The organism is Methylophaga sp. UBA5088 (assembly GCF_002414625.1).
In the GTDB taxonomy this organism is placed as follows: domain Bacteria; phylum Pseudomonadota; class Gammaproteobacteria; order Nitrosococcales; family Methylophagaceae; genus Methylophaga; species Methylophaga marina.
Genome location: NZ_DIAC01000040.1, coordinates 1 through 17,734 on the forward strand (window position 1 = coordinate 1; position 17,734 = coordinate 17,734).

22 protein-coding genes are annotated in these 17,734 nt (G+C 43.5%); 9 read left to right on the plus strand and 13 right to left on the minus strand.

All coding sequences use genetic code 11. The features are described 5' to 3' along the window. The 4 genes from B4K20_RS05555 to rpsU all read right to left on the minus strand — a co-directional run. Positions 1–320 (minus strand): RNA polymerase sigma factor region1.1 domain-containing protein (locus B4K20_RS05555; RefSeq protein ID WP_289282185.1); only part of this gene is annotated, 320 nt, incomplete at its 3' end. An 89-nt stretch (positions 321–409) separates the two neighbouring features. After that, positions 410–2,131 (minus strand): DNA primase, encoded by a 1,722-nt coding sequence (gene dnaG, locus B4K20_RS05560; protein WP_289282186.1) that lies wholly within the window; start codon positions 2,129–2,131, stop codon positions 410–412. Between the two features lie 70 nt (positions 2,132–2,201). Further along, positions 2,202–2,663, minus strand: coding sequence for a GatB/YqeY domain-containing protein (locus B4K20_RS05565; protein WP_286305920.1), 462 nt, complete (start codon positions 2,661–2,663; stop codon positions 2,202–2,204). Between the two features lie 29 nt (positions 2,664–2,692). Beyond that, entirely contained in the window at positions 2,693–2,908 is a 216-nt protein-coding gene (rpsU, locus tag B4K20_RS05570; protein WP_007144284.1) for a 30S ribosomal protein S21, read from the minus strand. Positions 2,909–3,048: 140 nt separating this feature from the next. Here rpsU and tsaD point away from each other — a divergent pair, with 140 nt between their 5' ends. After that, positions 3,049–4,056: a tRNA (adenosine(37)-N6)-threonylcarbamoyltransferase complex transferase subunit TsaD gene (gene tsaD, locus B4K20_RS05575; RefSeq protein WP_289243771.1), complete on the plus strand. Its 1,008-nt coding sequence runs from the start codon at positions 3,049–3,051 to the stop codon at positions 4,054–4,056. Position 4,057: 1 nt separating this feature from the next. Here the strand turns inward: tsaD and plsY are convergent, their stop codons facing one another. Further along, the gene (gene plsY, locus B4K20_RS05580) at positions 4,058–4,654 is read right to left on the minus strand and encodes a glycerol-3-phosphate 1-O-acyltransferase PlsY (RefSeq protein WP_289243615.1); all 597 of its coding nucleotides are present in this window, start codon (positions 4,652–4,654) and stop codon (positions 4,058–4,060) included. 79 nt (positions 4,655–4,733) lie between these two features. On the opposite strand from plsY, the gene folB reads away from it, so the two are divergent. Next, positions 4,734–5,084 (plus strand): dihydroneopterin aldolase, encoded by a 351-nt coding sequence (gene folB, locus B4K20_RS05585; RefSeq protein WP_286305922.1) that lies wholly within the window; start codon positions 4,734–4,736, stop codon positions 5,082–5,084. After that, complete coding sequence (gene folK / locus B4K20_RS05590) at positions 5,084–5,590, plus strand: 2-amino-4-hydroxy-6-hydroxymethyldihydropteridine diphosphokinase (RefSeq protein WP_289282187.1); 507 nt, start codon at positions 5,084–5,086, stop codon at positions 5,588–5,590. The genes folB and folK overlap by 1 nt, the downstream gene beginning before the upstream one ends. On the opposite strand, the gene B4K20_RS05595 is transcribed toward folK, so the two are convergent. Then, positions 5,549–6,268 (minus strand): SDR family NAD(P)-dependent oxidoreductase, encoded by a 720-nt coding sequence (locus tag B4K20_RS05595; protein ID WP_289243614.1) that lies wholly within the window; start codon positions 6,266–6,268, stop codon positions 5,549–5,551. The two genes, folK and B4K20_RS05595, sit on opposite strands and share 42 nt — an antisense overlap. 13 nt (positions 6,269–6,281) lie before the next feature. On the opposite strand from B4K20_RS05595, the gene B4K20_RS05600 reads away from it, so the two are divergent. Continuing rightward, positions 6,282–7,457, plus strand: coding sequence for a class I SAM-dependent methyltransferase (locus B4K20_RS05600; RefSeq protein ID WP_289282188.1), 1,176 nt, complete (start codon positions 6,282–6,284; stop codon positions 7,455–7,457). 59 nt (positions 7,458–7,516) lie between these two features. Here B4K20_RS05600 and B4K20_RS05605 read toward each other — a convergent pair whose 3' ends face one another. Genes B4K20_RS05605 through B4K20_RS05630 form a run of 6 tightly spaced genes read right to left on the minus strand, consistent with a single transcriptional unit; the run spans position 7,517 to position 11,004 of the window. Then, complete coding sequence (locus B4K20_RS05605) at positions 7,517–8,386, minus strand: hypothetical protein (protein ID WP_286305926.1); 870 nt, start codon at positions 8,384–8,386, stop codon at positions 7,517–7,519. A gap of 15 nt (positions 8,387–8,401) precedes the next feature. Continuing rightward, the gene (locus B4K20_RS05610; RefSeq protein ID WP_289282189.1) at positions 8,402–9,442 is read right to left on the minus strand and encodes an NAD(P)H-dependent glycerol-3-phosphate dehydrogenase; all 1,041 of its coding nucleotides are present in this window, start codon (positions 9,440–9,442) and stop codon (positions 8,402–8,404) included. A gap of 16 nt (positions 9,443–9,458) precedes the next feature. Beyond that, positions 9,459–9,950 carry a protein-export chaperone SecB gene (gene secB / locus B4K20_RS05615; RefSeq protein WP_286305928.1) on the minus strand — a complete coding sequence of 164 codons (492 nt, stop codon included), beginning with the start codon at positions 9,948–9,950 and terminating at the stop codon, positions 9,459–9,461. Positions 9,951–9,967: 17 nt separating this feature from the next. Beyond that, on the minus strand, positions 9,968–10,225 hold the full coding sequence (gene grxC / locus B4K20_RS05620; RefSeq protein ID WP_343749747.1) for a glutaredoxin 3: 258 nt from the start codon (positions 10,223–10,225) through the stop codon (positions 9,968–9,970). Between the two features lie 26 nt (positions 10,226–10,251). Then, on the minus strand, positions 10,252–10,671 hold the full coding sequence (locus B4K20_RS05625; RefSeq protein WP_286305929.1) for a rhodanese-like domain-containing protein: 420 nt from the start codon (positions 10,669–10,671) through the stop codon (positions 10,252–10,254). Positions 10,672–10,701: 30 nt separating this feature from the next. Further along, complete coding sequence (locus tag B4K20_RS05630) at positions 10,702–11,004, minus strand: ArsR/SmtB family transcription factor (protein ID WP_289282208.1); 303 nt, start codon at positions 11,002–11,004, stop codon at positions 10,702–10,704. A 154-nt stretch (positions 11,005–11,158) separates the two neighbouring features. Here B4K20_RS05630 and gpmI point away from each other — a divergent pair, with 154 nt between their 5' ends. From gpmI to B4K20_RS05655, 5 genes are read left to right on the plus strand one after another with little or no spacing between them, the layout of a single operon-like run. Continuing rightward, positions 11,159–12,691 (plus strand): 2,3-bisphosphoglycerate-independent phosphoglycerate mutase, encoded by a 1,533-nt coding sequence (gene gpmI / locus B4K20_RS05635; RefSeq protein ID WP_289282190.1) that lies wholly within the window; start codon positions 11,159–11,161, stop codon positions 12,689–12,691. An 8-nt stretch (positions 12,692–12,699) separates the two neighbouring features. Continuing rightward, complete coding sequence (locus B4K20_RS05640; RefSeq protein ID WP_289282191.1) at positions 12,700–13,866, plus strand: murein hydrolase activator EnvC family protein; 1,167 nt, start codon at positions 12,700–12,702, stop codon at positions 13,864–13,866. A gap of 26 nt (positions 13,867–13,892) precedes the next feature. Then, complete coding sequence (locus B4K20_RS05645; protein ID WP_286305932.1) at positions 13,893–15,206, plus strand: S41 family peptidase; 1,314 nt, start codon at positions 13,893–13,895, stop codon at positions 15,204–15,206. A 10-nt stretch (positions 15,207–15,216) separates the two neighbouring features. Then, positions 15,217–15,771, plus strand: a complete 555-nt coding sequence (locus B4K20_RS05650) for a DJ-1 family glyoxalase III (RefSeq protein ID WP_289282192.1) — start codon at positions 15,217–15,219, stop codon at positions 15,769–15,771. 5 nt (positions 15,772–15,776) lie between these two features. After that, positions 15,777–16,574, plus strand: coding sequence for a response regulator (locus B4K20_RS05655; RefSeq protein ID WP_286305934.1), 798 nt, complete (start codon positions 15,777–15,779; stop codon positions 16,572–16,574). Between the two features lie 116 nt (positions 16,575–16,690). On the opposite strand, the gene B4K20_RS05660 is transcribed toward B4K20_RS05655, so the two are convergent. Then, positions 16,691–17,611: a LysR family transcriptional regulator gene (locus B4K20_RS05660; protein ID WP_286305935.1), complete on the minus strand. Its 921-nt coding sequence runs from the start codon at positions 17,609–17,611 to the stop codon at positions 16,691–16,693. Between the last annotated feature and the right edge of the window lie 123 nt (positions 17,612–17,734).

Genomic DNA, 17,734 nt, shown 5'->3' on the forward strand with positions numbered 1-17,734 from the left:
ATTTCACGCATATACATACGTACTGGATCAGTAGTTCGACCAAATTCACCATCAGAGCTTGCTAGGACAGCAGCAGCTTCTTCATCGGAGACTTCGTCGTTTGACGAAACCGCTTCAGCAAGACGCTCCATTTCATCGGTATCCATGCCATCTTCGTGAACCATGATACCGAGGTCACTAAACATGCTGACAATATCTTCGACCTGATCAGCATCTACCAAATCTTCTGGAAGATGATCATTAATCTCACCATAGGTGAGATAACCACGTTCTTTACCTAAGGCGATCAGTTCCTTAACGCGTGATTGTTGATCTTTCATGCAGCCCCTTTAACCCTGTGACGCTTATAGACGTGAACACTTCATTATACTGAAATGACAAATTTATTGCATCAAATTAACATAAACATTTATTTCTGCGATAACCGTAACTCAGCTTTTTCTGCTTCGGTTAACTCACTGAGCGGTTTTGACTCGAGATAAATTCGTCGTTGTTCCTTAGCTTGTTTTTGTAGTTGCGAAAATATACCGAGCAACTCGTGTTTGAGCTCATCAGCTGACAAACTCAAACTTTGCAGCGCTAACTTCTCAAGATGCGCACCATTTTCCCTGTCGCGCCAACGTTCTAGAAGTGCCGCAGTAGTAAGATGGGGATACTGATGAAGAGTTTCAAGCAATTCTTTAAGAATATTCACACCTGGTAACTGAAGAGAACTAATCGATGCTGTGTCATCAATCTCTCTCGCCAATATGGGATATTGCAGAAGAATGCTAATAGCTAGCCTTAATGGCGTCATGGTCGCTAGTGTTTGCTTCTTTGGTGCTCTCTGCAGTCTCGATGCGGGCTTCTCTATATGCCTGTTTAATGTAGCGATATTAGTTTGGCTTAACTCCGCTAAACGTTGTTCTAACATATCCCTATAGACCCCCGCTGGAACATGTTTCAGGTATGGCTTTGTGATTTCTACCAGACGAGCGCGTCCATCCATTGAACTGAGGTCAACCTTCTCGGTTAACCATGTGAAGAAAAAATCTGAATAATTTTGGGCATGTAGCACTTCTGACTCGAATGCCTCTGCACCATTCCTTCTCACCATACTATCGGGGTCTTCACCATCGGGCAAAAACATAAACTTCAGCTGCTGATTACCACCCAACATAGGTAATGCATTTTCCGCCGCTCGCCAGGCAGCTTCTCTACCTGCACGATCGCCATCGAAGCAAAAAACAACCTCAGGACTGGCCCTTAATAATTGTTTTAAATGATCCGGTGTGGTTGAAGTACCCAGTGTGGCAACTGCATTTGTAATACCATGTTCGGCCAAAGCAATAACATCCATATAACCTTCAACAATGAGTACTCGTTCAAGTTTACGGTTCTGTTTTTTTGCCTGATAGAGGCCGTACAGCTCTGTTCCTTTATGAAAAATCGGTGTTTCAGGCGAGTTAAGGTATTTTGGTGTTGAATCGTCTAATACTCGACCGCCAAAACCAATAACTCGGCCTCTGCGATCACGAATTGGAAACATAAGACGATGTCGAAAGCGATCGTAGGTCCGTCCAGCATCATTTTTGATCAACAAACCGGCATCCAGAAGCTGCTTAACTTGTGCTTGAGAAGAACCAAAGGTTTTTAAAACATTATCCCAACCATCTGGCGCCATACCGATGCCAAACATTTCAACTGTTTTTTTAGATAACCCTCGAGTCTTTAAATAATCCACAAAAAGCTGTCTGTCGGGGTGAGTTTGTAACTGATGGACGTAAAATTGGCTGACTTTATCCATCAAGTCATAGAGGTTTTTCTGTTGCGGAGATTGCGAGACATTTTGTGTGGTCGGCACAGTCATCCCCACATGATCAGCTAGTTCCTGAATAGCTTCAGGAAAACTAAGTTGATCGTATTCCATGAGGAATCCTATTGCTGTGCCATGTGCACCACAGCCAAAGCAATGATAAAACTGCTTTTCCGGACTAACTGTAAACGAAGGAGTTTTTTCATTATGAAAAGGACAGCAGGCATGCAAATTCTTGCCTGCTTTTTTCAAAGCAACCCGGGCATCTATGATATCTACGATATCAACCCGGGCTAGCAGTTCATCAATGAATTGTGGGGGTATTTGACCAGCCATATCTGGTATTATGGCTGAATTTTATTGAAAATATTAACCATATCTTATGAGATACGGCAGCGTTGCTGTTTTAATTGCTTAACGCTGATTTTACTTTTCCACTAACTGCGGCCATATCAGCACGGCCTTGAATTTTTGGTCGCAACACATTCATGACTGCGCCCATGTCTTTAATACTGCTTGCATCAGCTTCTTCAATGGCTGTTTGGATTTCTTGAGCAACCTCTTCTTCAGATAGCTGCTCAGGCATGAACTCTTCAATAACGGCAAGTTCAGCTTTTTCGATATCCGCCAAATCTGCACGAGAGGCATTTTCATACTGTTCTAATGCTTCACGACGTTGTTTGCTCATCTTAGTCAGGATGACAACAATATCGTCATCAGAAAGGTCAACCCGGTTATCTACTTCAACTTGCTTAATCGCTGCTGAAATTTGACGAAGCACGGCAAGACGTTCTTTGTCTTTCGCACGCATAGCGTCTTTTATGCTGTCTTGAATAGTAACTTTTAACGGGCTGGCTTCTGCAGGCATGGTATTGGACTTGTCTCTGAATAACGATTTTAGTAAAGACGGATACGGCTTGCGTTTTCGCGAGACAGTTTCTTCTGGTGACGTTTTACGGCTGCTGCTGCGGCACGTTTACGTACAGTTGTTGGTTTTTCATAAGCTTCACGAGCACGGGCTTCGGCAACAGTGCCAGCTTTTTCACATGCACGTTTAAAACGACGTAGAGCGACGTCAAATGGTTCGTTCTCTTTAACTCTTACTGCAGGCATTCAAAAAACTCCCTAAACAATTCTTGTATGGAAACCCCTAATTGTACGAAATATTTACCGGAAAGCAAACAGTTAAATCACTTTATTTATAAAAAAGGGCATAATAGTCACGTTTACTCACAATATAGTTTAGGTAAAAAATGCGTGTTTTAGGTATTGAATCTTCCTGTGACGAGACAGGTATCGCCATTTACGACACTGAAAAAGGTTTATTAGCTCATCGCTTATTTAGCCAAATAGCTATGCATGCCGAATATGGTGGTGTCGTCCCAGAGCTGGCTTCGAGAGATCATATTCGTAAAACCTTACCTTTAATCGAAGAAGTATTATCCGAGGCAGGATTATCCAGAAGTGATATTGATGGCATTGCATACACGGCTGGACCAGGTTTAGCTGGTGCATTACTGGTTGGCGCCGCGATAGGTCGCAGCCTTGCCTGGGCTCTCAATATTCCTGCCTTAGCGATAAATCACATGGAAGGGCATTTATTATCTCCTTTACTCGAAACACCATCTCCAGCCTTTCCTTTTGTCTCATTACTCGTGTCAGGTGGTCATACTTTGCTAGTGGATGTAAAAGGGGTTGGCCAATACGAGCTACTGGGTGAATCCATTGACGATGCCGTTGGCGAGGCTTTTGATAAAACAGCCAAACTACTTGGGATGGATTATCCTGGTGGCCCCTATCTGGCTGCCAAGGCCGAACAAGGTATTGCCGATCGCTTTGTTTTTCCTCGTCCGATGACCAATCGACCTGGCCTCGATTTTAGCTTCAGTGGCTTAAAAACATTTGCTATGAATACCTGGCTGGACACAAAACAAACGGAACAGGATAAAGCGGATATTGCTTTAGCTTTTCAGACAGCTGTTGTCGAAACCCTCGCTATCAAATGTAAAAGAGCCCTCAAACAAACAGGGCATAAACGTTTAGTGGTGGCCGGAGGCGTGAGTGCCAATAAAGCGCTTCGTCATAAACTAGACTCGATGAAGGGCGTTGAAGTGTTTTATCCGCGACAAGCATTTTGCAGTGATAATGGCGCTATGATTGCTTTTGCAGGCGCCATGCGCCATGAGGCAATGAAACATCAAGATGTGCCAAGTTTTACTGTCAGACCTCGCTGGCCGCTGAATGAACTCAGCCCACCATAAACTAACCAGATTTAGATTCTTCTTTAGCGAGCAAACGGCGTATATTGCCATGATGTCGGGCAATCAATAGCAGTGCTGTCAGCAAGATAATCCAACGTGCATTAACACTGTCAATCAGCCACAAGCTGTAGACGGGTGTTAAGCCAGCAGCCACGAGGGCAGATAGCGATGATATTCGTGTCGCAGCAAAGATAATTAACCACGTCGCTAAGCCTGCAGCAGCCAGAGCAGGGGACAAAGCAATAAAACCGCCCAACGCTGTCGCGACTCCCTTACCCCCCTTAAACTCAAAGAAAACGGGGAATAAATGTCCTAAAAAGGCTGCGAATGCCGTACCCGCTACCCATACCATTTCAAGACCGACTGCATGTGCCACTGCAACAGGAATGACACCTTTTAGAACATCAAACAGCAATACGGTAGCGGCAAGCTTCTTTCCTCCAAAACGCAGCACATTAGTGGCTCCAGGGTTGCCAGATCCCTGCGTTCTCGGGTCAGGTAAGCCTGCCAGTTTACAGAGAATGATGGCACTGGATAATGAACCAAAAAGATAAGCGACCACCAATAAGATGACGGGTAAGGTATAAGTCTCAAGCATGATATGATGCTACCTTTTAAAAACGTTGCGACATTATAGGTCGCGAATCAGTGATTGCCACCCTTTAACAGATCGAGATATGGATAAAATTTTTCTTAACGACCTTAAAATCGATACCATTATTGGTATTTACGACTGGGAAAGACACACCCAACAGACCCTGACTTTTGATCTCGAAATGGACTGGGATATTCGTAAAGCTGCGGAAACAGACGACATCAGTAACACTCTCGATTATGGTGCGATCGCCCAAAAAATTGTTAACTTTGTTAAAGCCAGTGACTATCAGCTCATTGAGACACTCGCTGAAGATCTTACGCAGATGCTACTCACTGAATTTTCAATTCCAAAACTCAAGCTGACACTAAGCAAACCTGTCGCTCTTCATGGGCAAAACACCGCGCGGATTGTGATTGAACGAAGCAAATAATGCACAAGAAAAGAAACGGCTACCTGCTTGGATTAGGCTGCAATATTGCGCCTTTTGAGAATTTTTCTCAGATTATTGCCCAGCTCTTGGCACATTTTGCGAGTTTTGATATCAGTCGGGTATTACACATTCCTCCAGTAGGAATGAACAGTCAGCATGACTTCCTTAATGCTGTAATTTTCATTGAGACTGATATATCGAAAGAAAGTCTGAAAGATATCTGTAACGACATAGAAACGACACTTGGACGAGATCGAGCAGATCCTGATCGCAAACATAAAGATCGACCTGCCGACTTAGATATTCTTTGCTCACTGACTGTACCGGATGACCTGAATACTCCTGCCAGACAAGTGACAGATGAGTATTTTCTTTATCCATTAATCGACGAGTTGTTTTTATTCTTAGCTGACAAGCCCATTACGAAGAGCATTCAAAGAGGCACCGCTATCCAAGTGGGTCATTTATCGTTTGGAGAGTCGGCGACCACCATCCACCGCGATTGATACACCGGTCAGAAAAGGGTTATCTAATAAACTTCTTACCGCCAAAAAGACTGGTTCGGCGCCACCTTCACAGCCTAATGGGGTTTCAGACATCATCTGTTGCCTCACCTCATCAGAGTGTGACTCGGTGAATAGCACAGGCCCGGGAGCAACGGCATTGACTTTTATCGTTGGCGCGTATTTTTTAGCCAACACCAGCATCATATTATGAAGTCCAGCTTTAGTCGTGCCATAAGTATCAAAACGAGTGGTCGGATTTTCCACGTTGATATCGGTAATATGCACGATATCAGCAGGTTTGTTGTCATCTCCCTGAAACTTATTCTTCAAGCCTTCGTTGATAAGAAAAGGTGCCATCATGTGCACATAAAAAAACTGTTCATACTGCTCAGCAGCTTTTGCTAAATCATCTGGTGTGGGTGAAAAAGAAGACGCATTATGGATAACGGCTCTTATAGACTCACAACGTTGTTGGCAATCCTCAATAAAGGTCATTATTGTTTCCGTCGACGAAAAATCGGCCTGCACTGTTTCGATACCCAAGTCACGCATTTCTTGGACACCCGACGTCTCAGTACGATAATGTGCTAATACATTACAACCTTGTTCATGGAATCGTTTGGCCATATGCAAACCCACTCGACGACTCGTGCCTGTCACCAATACAACCTGTTGCAATTGCTGCTCCTTAATGATGAATAATCCAGATACATTATCGACTGTTTCTCCCGAAGCGCAACAGCACAGTGATGCGTTAAAAGAAATCATAAAGACACAGATCTATTCTCAAGCTGGTTCAATTCCTTTTTCTGATTATATGCAAGCTTGTCTGTATACCCCAGGCTATGGATACTACAGTGCAGGCAGTCATAAACTGGGCAAGTATGGTGACTTCACTACAGCTCCAGAGATCAGTCATTTCTTTGGTTATAGTATTGCCACACATATACATGACGTGTTGGTACAGTTAACAAAAAAGCAGATACTCGAATTTGGGGCAGGATCGGGACAGCTGGCCGCCGATATCATGACTTATCTCAAAAGCCAGCACCAGTTACCTGAGTATTATTTCATTCTAGAAATCAGCGCAGATTTACGACAACGGCAACGGGCCTATCTGCAGCAACATATCCCTGAACTTATGGATCGCTTTATTTGGTTGGATAGCCTGCCAGAAAAGTTTGAAGGGGTTATTGTGGCCAATGAAGTATGTGATGCCATGCCAGTTAACCTTATAAAAATAAAAGATAATGAATTATTTGAACGTCATGTTGGCTGGAATAATAACGCGTTCGCATGGCAAGACAGGGCCATCACGAAAGCTGATCTTCAAAAACAAGCTGAGCGTATTCAATCCTTTATTTCAACTGAATATTACGAGACTGAAATCAACTTAACAGCACAGCAATGGCTACAAACTACGGCTCAATCACTAAAAGCCGGCGCCATCTTTATTATTGACTATGGTTATAGCTTTACAGAGTTCTACCGCGAAGAAAGAGAGCAGGGGACCTTATGTTGCTATTTTCGTCATCAAATCAATGATGACCCATTCTTTTTACCTGGGCTGCAAGACATCACGACACACACTGAGTTCTCAACTCTGGCTGACATTGCTTTGGAACAAGATCTGGATGTCGCCGGATTCCATGAACAAAGTGATTTTCTAATAGCAGGCGATATCACCTCAATTGCGGCGAAGTGCCATAGTGAAATGACATCAGCTGACTGGCTACAACAAAGTGCGGCTTTAAAGCAGTTATTGATGCCAGGTCAAATGGGACAGCAATTTAAAGTCTTGAGTCTGACAAAGAACATTAATTCACTGCCACGACTTTCAGTAAGTGACAGGCGCTATCAACTCTAAAAAACAGGCAAAAAAAGGGGCACAAGGCCCCTTTTAAAGTAGGAAATAAACCGCTGGAATTATTTCTTCAGCGCTTCCAGTTCTTTTTGTAACTTATCCATTTTTTCACTCATATCAAATAACACTTCTTTGATATTAGCCATATCATCGCGAAGATTACTGGTTTCTTGCTTATTACGCGCAATATCTTCTTTCAACTCTGGGCTGATAAGTGCATCTTTTGAATCAGCTTGACGTTCTGCAACGGTTTGTAAGACTGTAGGAATATCAATCTCAATCCAGTCTGTTCTTTCTTTACCCGTCTCAGGATCAATGTGATATGACATACCATTATCAAGAGCAACTCTTACAGCAGGTTCTGAGTCAAACTTTCTTGTACCAGGCAGCAAAGGATTAACACGGCGGTCAATTTCCTGACCTGTGTATTGATCTTTGTCACGATAATCTTCATGCAACAAACCGAAGATGATGTTTAAACGTCCACCACTCATGAAAACACGACCACTATCACTTTGACGCTCTTTCGCAATCATGCCCTGATGCACACCAAGCGTCACGAAAGTCACATCTTCATTTGGCTGCGCACGGCTCAATCCATTCGCTAAGCCATTACTCAGAATTTGTAACTCTGCAGGTGAAAACAAGGGGTTTTGGCGTTGGTTGAACAGTACTTTTTCATTTACATAAAGAGACTCTAAAACCGTACGCATTGTATCTGGAGATATTGAGTAAGGATGGTCGTTAGCCACACCCGGCACATCACGATCGACAATTTTAACGTACTGCAAACCTGTTTCAAATAAGGTTTTTCCCTCTGTAGAAATTTCTACTTCATCAGATTTTTTCAGTGGGTTACCACAACCACTCAGCCCCAGGCTCAGGGCTAAAGCAACGGTCACTGCCGTGCTGTACTTCACAATGCCTCGCATAGATTCTTCCTCGTTTTAGTTAACCCGTTTATTAGCGGGAGGTGTGAGTTCTGCTTTTTGTTCTCTGCATAACAACGTCTGAACGGATTCTCGTGGATCGTACCCTTCAAACAAAATTTTGCATACTTGTTCCACTATCGGCATTTCAATTTTAGCTTGTCGAGCTCTTATCATGACCTCTTTGGCAGCATGCATGCCTTCTACCGTTTTACCTACAGCTTGAACAGCATCTTCAACACTGAGTCCTCTTCCTATCGCCAAACCTAATTGGCGGTTACGACTTTGGTCATCCGTACAGGTTAAAATTAAATCACCAATTCCAGACAAGCCAAACAGTGTTTCAGTTTCAGCCCCTAGTGCTGCGGCTAAACGTCTTATCTCCGCCATACCTCGTGTAATCAATGCTGCTCGGGCATTAGCCCCAAAGCCTAAACCATCAGAAATACCTGCGCTGATCGCTAATACATTTTTCACTGTGCCGCCAATCTGTACTCCCAGCACATCATAAGTTGTGTACACACGTAGTGTCGAAGAGTGAAATAGTCCCGCCAATTGCTCAGCAAAATGCCCCTCTTCCGACGCGACAGTAAAGGCAGTAGGAAGATTAGCGGCAACTTCTGCAGCAAAGGATGGACCGGATATGACAGCCAAAGGATGACTTTCACCTAATACCGAACGAGCAACATCATAGAGCAACTCACCCGTATCTGGAGCCAACCCTTTGGTCGCCCAACTAACTGGCGTTGTCTCTCCAAGCCTTGGCTTGATCATATGCAAGCTTTCAACAAACGCTTTACTGGGAACAGAAACTAGTACATGTCGACAATCACGTATGGCTGTATCGAGATCATCAACAATGGATAAGGCCTCAGGAAAAGCTTGACCTGGTAAATAACGCGTATTCTCACGCGACGACGTCATCTCCGAACGATGTTGTTTATCACGTCCCCATAACCAGGTCTGATGACCATTTCTGGCCATCGCCATCGCCAATGCCGTTCCCCAGGCACCGGCACCCATAACTAATGTTGGTGTTAAATTGGCCTGTTCTGCCACAGCCGCTACCCAAGTCTTAGTGAGTGGTGTTTGATTTTGCTTCGCGGGCTTGTCTTTCTACCTGTTCTTTCTGGTGCAAGTACATCGCATCAAAATTTACTGGCGCTAAGACAAGTTGTGGGAAGCCACCTTTGGTCACCAGATCAGAAACGACTTCTCTGACGAAAGGGAAAAGGGTATTCGGACAATAGCTGCCGACTAATGGTCCCATTTCTTCTGTGGTGTAGCCCGTTAAAGTAAAAATACCAGCTTGTTTGACTTCCACAAGAAATGCCGTCTTATCACCTACTTTTGCTGTGACAGTAACTGACAAAATAATTTCATGTGTATCATCGTCGATACGGTTGTATTCATTACCTAGCTGCAAATCCAATTGCGGACGCCATTCCTCACGGAAAATTTCTGGTGAATTAGGTGACTCAAAAGACACATCTTTTGTGTAAATTTTTTGAATCACAAAACGTGGTTTTTGCTGCTCTTCACCTGCTGCTGTATTTTCTTCAGCCATCTCTATTCCTTCTTGTTTTAAGATTGCGCCAGGAGGCTGTCTAACTCTTTGCTGCGATCAATCGCAACTAAATCAGTGTAGCCACCTATGGCTTTATTATTGATAAATATTTGTGGCACGGTTCTTTGTTGGCTCTTTTTCATCATCTCTTCTCTTTTAGAGGGATCAAGATCCACACGAATTTCGTCGTACTTAACGCCTTTACGCTCCAGCAGTTGCTTTGCCATCACACAGTAGGGACAGTGAGCGGAAGAATAAACGATTACTTTTGCCACAATAAAAATCCTGCCATTTTGTTTAATTAACTAAAGAGGGGTAATTTTGCCTCTTTCCATCCATTAATGCCGCCAGTCATTACATAGACTTCCTCGAAGTCATTCGATTTGAACTTTTTAGCAGCATTTTTTGCACGTTGACCACTGGCACATACAATGACTAATGGTTGCGACTTATTTTTTAGCTTACTAATTTCTTCATCCAACTTGGAGAGCGGGAGGTTTACTGAGTCAGCAATATGCCCTTTTTCAAACTCTTCCGGTTCTCGCACATCAACAAACTTACCTTTGTACTGATTGACTAGTCGGACTGACTGGTTCACATCAAGCGGATGTAATCCTGTCAGTTTACGATTAATTGCATCGGAAAAAACTAACCAAGCTAATACAATCCATGCCGTGCTTAAAATCCAATGATTAACAATAAACTCGCCCAAATTTTCCATATCAACCCTTAAAGCTGTCTTAAAATTAGATTAATTTTTTGCAGAACAGAATACTTCACGCATCATCTCAATCAAACGAAGCGTTCGTTCATCGTTTACACGATAATAAATGCGATTAGCGTCACGACGAGACATGAGAATCTCTTTTTCACGCAATTTTGCCAAATGCTGGGAGACGTTACTTTGTGTCGTGCCAACATGCTCTACGATATCCTGAACGGATAATTCATTTTCTCCAATCGCGCAGAGAATCTTCAAACGAAGAGGATGAGACATCGCTTTCAGTGCAAATGCAGCACGCTCGATATCATTATCAGCCGCGATAGAATCCATGTTTAAAGCTTGTGCCACAATTTTGCCCGTCAGTACCCGTGACTGTATTTCATCACAAAACACCATATAATACACGGCATCAATTCTTAATGACATACAAGACAACGGTGAGTCAGCAGAGAGCCAGACCACCATTCGTTTTAAGGACTAATCAATGACTCAAACACACAGACCTCTGGCGCTCATCATCTTCGATGGATGGGGCTACAGCGAATCCGCAGAAAACAATGCTATTCTCGCAGCAGATACCCCAAACTGGGATGATATGTGGAAAAACTATCCACACACATTAATCAATGCCTCAGGGGAGGGTGTGGGGCTGCCTGGCGATCAAATGGGTAATTCTGAAGTCGGTCATTTAAACTTGGGCGCGGGGCGCGTGGTTTATCAGGAATTTACCCGTATTAGTCTGGCAATCAAGAATGGTGAGTTTTTTAACAATCGTGTTTTGATTGATGCCGTAGAAAAAGCAAAAAAAACTGATAACGCGGTACATATCTTTGGCTTACTGTCTGACGGTGGTGTTCACAGTCACGAACAACATCTTCATGCGATGGTCGAACTAGCCGCGAAGCAGGGTGCTAAAAACATTTACGTCCATGCCTTCCTCGATGGACGCGATACACCGCCGAAAAGCTCTCACACGGCTATTGAAAAACTTGAGGACAGTTTTAAAACATCAGGCGCCGGAAGACTTGCTACAGTTATCGGTCGATTCTACGCCATGGACAGAGATAATCGCTGGAATCGTGTCGAAGAAGCTTATCAACTCATCACTGAAGGTAAGGGTCAGTATCAGGCAGCAACAGGCATCGAAGCCCTGCAGGCGGCTTATGAACGAGAAGAGACCGATGAGTTTGTTAAAGCCACTACCATTGGCGATCCAGTGAAAGTGAATGATGGTGACAGCATCATCTTTATGAACTTCCGTTCAGATCGTGCCCGCGAATTGACAGAATGTTTCATCAACCCTGAATTTTCAGGTTTTACACGACCACGACAGATCGAATTAGCAGATTTTGTCACGCTAACAGAATACAAAAAAGACTTTACCGCACCTATCGCCTTCCCCACAGAAAAGTTACATAACATCTTGGGGGAATATTTATCGGCTCAGGGTAAAACTCAACTACGTATTGCCGAAACAGAAAAATACGCACATGTGACTTTTTTCTTCAACGGTGGTCAGGATGCGCCTTATGAGGGTGAGGACCGTATACTCATCCCATCACCTAAAGTGGATACCTATGATCAACAACCTGAAATGAATGCACCCGAAGTCACTGAAAAACTGGTCGAAGCCATTAACAGCGAAAAATACGATGTCATCATCTGTAACTTCGCCAACGCTGACATGGTAGGCCATACCGGTAATTTTGCTGCAGCGGTAAAGGCCATTGAAACACTGGATGTCAGTTTGGGTAAAATCTGGTCAGCAATAGAAAAAGTCGGCGGTGAAATGCTGGTAACCGCTGACCATGGAAACGCCGAGCGCATGGTCAATCATGAGACGGGGCAGCCCCACACCGCCCATACAAACAACGTTGTTCCGTTATTATTCGCGGGTCGTGAAGCCGACTGTGTTGATGGGGGCACTTTGTCTGATATCGCACCAACGATGTTGTCTTTGATGGGGCTGACAATCCCTGATGAAATGAATAAAAAACGATTAGTTCTGCCCAAGTAAACAAAAACGTGACATTAAAGATCTTACTGGCGAGCTTAAGCCTGCTGATCTGTTTCAGTGTTCATGCTGAGACAGACTCAGCGGCACGCTTAGATGACGTTCGTGATGAAATAAAATCCCTAAATAGCGATCTTTCTGCAAAGAAGGCTGACAGGGAAGCTCTGTTCGAGAAATTAAAAAAACAGAGCCGACAAGTTTCTGAACTGAACAAACAGCTGCGAAATATCGAAACCCAAATAGACAATAAACATAAAGAGGTTGAGGCCTTACGTCAGGAAATGGGCATTAAAGAAAAAGAACAAAAACAACAACTAGATGCCCTTTATAGTCAGATACGCACCGCTTTTATTCATGCCGAACCCAGTTATCTTGAACTCTTACTTAATCAGAAAGATATTTCTACTCTGAGTCGAGGCAGTACGTATTTTCGCTATTTCCATCAGGCCAGACAGCAAGAGCTACATAATATTCACCAACTGCTAACCAAGCTTAACAATGAGCAACGTGAAGTATTGCTTGCTCAACAGTCACTGGAAAACATGCTAACGCAACAGCGTTCTAAGCAAACTGAGCTTCAGCAACAAACCGAACAAAGAAAAGCGACATTGGTCGCGCTAGATAAAAGCATCACCAGCCAAGATAGTCGTTTAGCCTCTTTAAAAGAAGAAGAAAAAAACCTACAACAGCTACTCAATTCACTGAGTAAAAAGCCTACACCAACACCACCGGCACCCAAGCCAGGCAAGAAACTCACGGCTGTGAAACCAAACACACCTTTTTCACGTCTGACAGGTAAACTAGATTGGCCAGTGAGTGGAAAAATACTTGCCCGCTATGGTAGCTCGAGAAATCTTGGTAAACTCAAGTGGCAAGGTATCGTCATTGCGTCACCAACTGGAAATGATGTCAAAGCCACAGCAGCCGGCACCATTGTCTTTGCTGACTGGTTGAGAGGGTTTGGTCTGTTAATCATCATTGATCACGGTGATAAATACATGACCCTCTATGGCAACAATGAATCACTACTGAGAGATGTCGGTGAATATGTTAAGGCCGGCGATGTTATAGCACAGTCAGGCGAACAAGGAATTCGCGGCCTTTCCGGCCTATATTTTGAAATTCGTCACCGAGGCAGCCCAACAAATCCATTAAAATGGTTGGGAAAACAAGGCTGACAAGTCTTATCGATTAAGGAAGGAATATGAGTTTGTTTAAACGTGATTTCGGCTTAATTACCAGCGGCGTAATTTTAGGTGCCACCCTCGTATTTGGCCAAATGGTTTTTGCTGACAGGGAAGCCACTAAACCCGATCTACCTCTTGAAGACTTGCGAACTTTTTCTGAGATTTTTGGCAGAATAAAAAGCAGTTATGTAGAGCCAGTAGAAGATAAACAATTATTAGAAAATGCCATTCGCGGCATGCTTTCTGGTCTGGATCCACACTCGACATACTTGGATAAAGATCAGTTCAAAGAGTTACGTGAAGGCACCTCTGGCGAGTTCGGTGGTTTAGGTATCGAAGTCAGTATGGAAGATGGCTTTGTCAAAGTAGTGACACCTATTGATGATACCCCTGCAGCTAAAGCCGGTATCAAGCCAGGTGATTTAATTATTCGTCTTGATGATACGCCAGTTAAAGGAATGACACTGAACGATGCCGTTGACATCATGCGCGGCAAACCTGGTACGGATCTGATGCTAACCGTCATTCGTGAAGGCGAAGATACACCGCTAAAAATTAATATCACTCGTGCCATTATCAAAGTGGAGAGTGTTAAGAAAAGAATGTTGGAACCCGGTTATGCCTATGTTCGGATTTCTACCTTCCAGTCTCGAACGGGTGAAAGCTTAAGAGAAGCTATTTCTGACCTGAAAAAAGAAAATAATGGCGCCTTAAACGGACTGGTTCTGGATTTACGTAACAATCCAGGTGGCGTACTAGATGCCGCCGTTGAAGTTTCTGATGCTTTCATAGAAAAAGGCCTTATTGTTTATACCGAAGGTCGTATTGCAGACTCAGATCAGAAATTCCATGCGACGCCAGACGATATGTTGAAAAGCGCGCCACTCGTTGTCTTAGTCAACGGTGGCTCTGCTTCCGCTTCTGAGATTGTGGCTGGTGCCTTACAGGATCATGACCGTGCCGTCATTATGGGAACAAAAACCTTCGGTAAAGGCTCTGTCCAAACAGTGATGCCTCTTACCAATGACACAGCTGTGAAGATGACGACTGCTCGCTATTACACGCCATCAGGTCGCTCTATTCAAGCAGAAGGTATTGTGCCTGATATTGAGCTTAAACCCGTACATATTTCAGCCATCGAAGATGCAGAGTTTACGCCTCTTCGTGAGCGTGATTTAGCACATCACCTTATGAATGGTGATGAAGAAGAAGAGACCGATGCAAAACAGAACCAGGCTGATAAAGAGAAAGAACAGCCGCTAGAAGTCTCTGATTATGCTTTATCTCAAGCACTTAATTTGTTGAAGGGAATGACCATCCTTAAAAAATAAAGGATAGCTTATGTCTACTGTATTGATACCTCTCGCCGAGGGTTTTGAAGAGATTGAAGCGGTTACCGTTATCGATCTACTGAGAAGAGCAGAGATCAATGTAGTAACGGCTAGCCTTAGCCAGCGACATCAGGTTACAGGCAGTAGACAGATTGTTCTGTTTGCTGACCATTTACTTGAGGATATGGTTAACGCTGATTTTGACATGATTGTTTTGCCGGGCGGACAGCCCGGCACAAACAATCTTAATCAAGATTCCCGTATTTCAGTGTTATTACAAAAGCAGTTAAATGCTAATAAACACATCGCTGCCATTTGTGCTGCTCCGCTGGTACTAGCTCATGCTAAAATCCTCAATCAGCATAAAGCCACTTGCTATCCGGGAGCAATAAAGCAAGAAGATTGGCCTGAAATCTCACTTTCCGATGAGTCTGTTATCGTCGATGGCAGAATAATTACTTCAAAAGGACCTGGTACAGCGATGGATTTTGCCTTAACCCTTATTGAAGTTCTGACAAACCATCAAACTCGACATACCGTTGAACAAGATTTGGTAAGAAAGTAAAACCTATGGCCTTACTTACAGCTAACGATTTGTCTATTCTTCTGGTTGAACCATCAGCCATGCAGCTCAAACTGATTATGCGTCATCTGCATGAAGAGGGTGTGCATAAAATTGATGGTGTCAGCAGCGGTAAAGAAGCATTAGACTTTATTGATAAATATCCGCCAGATCTGGTCATTACCGCCATGTATTTACCGGATATGACTGCCAATGAGCTTATAGAGACCGTTATACACAAACACCCTCAACTGAATATGTCCTATATGCTGATCTCAAGTGAAAAAGGGCATGCGGCACTTGAACCCGTTAGGCAAGCTGGTGTGATTGCCATTCTACCTAAACCCTTCGATCATAAAGATTTACAACGTGCTATCAGAGCCACACTCGATATCATTGATCCGGAAGAGATTACTCTTGAAAGCTATGATGTGAGTGAACTCAGTTTGTTGGTGGTAGATGACAGCCTGACATCGCGTAATCACATTATGCGTATTTTTAGTACGATGGGGATCTTACATATTGATGATGCCGAAAATGGCCGCAAAGCATTAGATAAGATCAATGAAAACCATTATGACCTCATTGTGACTGATTTGAATATGCCGGAAATGGATGGGCATGAATTAGTACAATACATCAGAAATGATATGGGTAATGACGCTATCCCCATCATGATACTCACCACCGAAAATAATGAAGCACGATTAGGGCAGGTCGAGCAGGCCGGAGTCTCAGCCATTCTCAACAAACCTTTCGAGCCGCATACCATTCGCGAAATGTTATTCCGTTTACTTGACTCATAAAAGAATTTTGTCGCTACATTGCTTGATATCAAGCCTATCATCATAGTTCGTTTTTTTAGCTGATTACACTGTTCAGCTCTGTCTGATAAGAGGAATAACTTATTCGCACCCACCTATTATAGCCAGTTGGTCGGTAAATTCTGATGCAAAAACTCCTGCAGAACCCTCACTTTTAATGTTTTAGCAAAACGATCAGCGACACAAAAATAATAGTCTAATGGCTCAGGCTCACCATGAAGCTCTGTATGACTTCCCTCCTCAAATAAAGAAATAAGCCTGCCTTCCGCCACATGTTGAGTCACAACAAAAGCGGCGATTCTAGCAATACCTCCTCCAGCGAGTGTGATATTAGCCAACATATCGATATCATCACAAACCATGGCTGTTCTCACTTCAGGCTGAAAGCGTTGCCCATGCCGTAAAAATGACCAGCCTACAATTTTCTCATCAACAGGTATCTTAAATAACAAACATCTATGCTGACGTAATTCAGCGATGGAATCCGGTATACCGTTTTTATTCAGATACTCTGGCGACGCACAATAAACTAACGGAACCGTGGTTAGTCTGTTCGCCACCAGACTGTCATCTAACTGCTCACGTATTCTGATGCTGACATCAATACCTTCCTGTCGATGATCGACATGTCTGTCACTGGCAATCAGCTCTATACTCAAATCCGGATATTGTTCATAAAATATGGGGAGGAGGGGAGCGAGAACATGTCGTGCAAATGCAGCTGAGCAGGCTATTTTTAGTCTTCCAGACACCTTGCCTTCTACGTATGAAACGGCCTCAGCTGCCAACTCCATTTCCTGCAATAAACCCTTAACACGCTGGTAATACACCTCACCAGTATCGGTCAATGCCAGACTTCTTGTTGTTCTGGTCAATAAACGTGTACCAAGAGATGACTCTAAGCGTGCAATATTTTGGCTGACCGCTGCGGCACTTATGCCAAGTCTTCTTGATGCCGCGGCAAGACTACCTAACTCGACCGATCTGACAAAACTCTCAACGCCACGCATTGTGTCCATTTGTACTTTACCAACAATAATAATGAAAAATTAATAAGCTTAGCTTAACAGTACAATTAGTTTATATGCACTACAAACTTAACAATAGCAAGACTAAACTGCTCACATTGCTTAAGAGGAGTT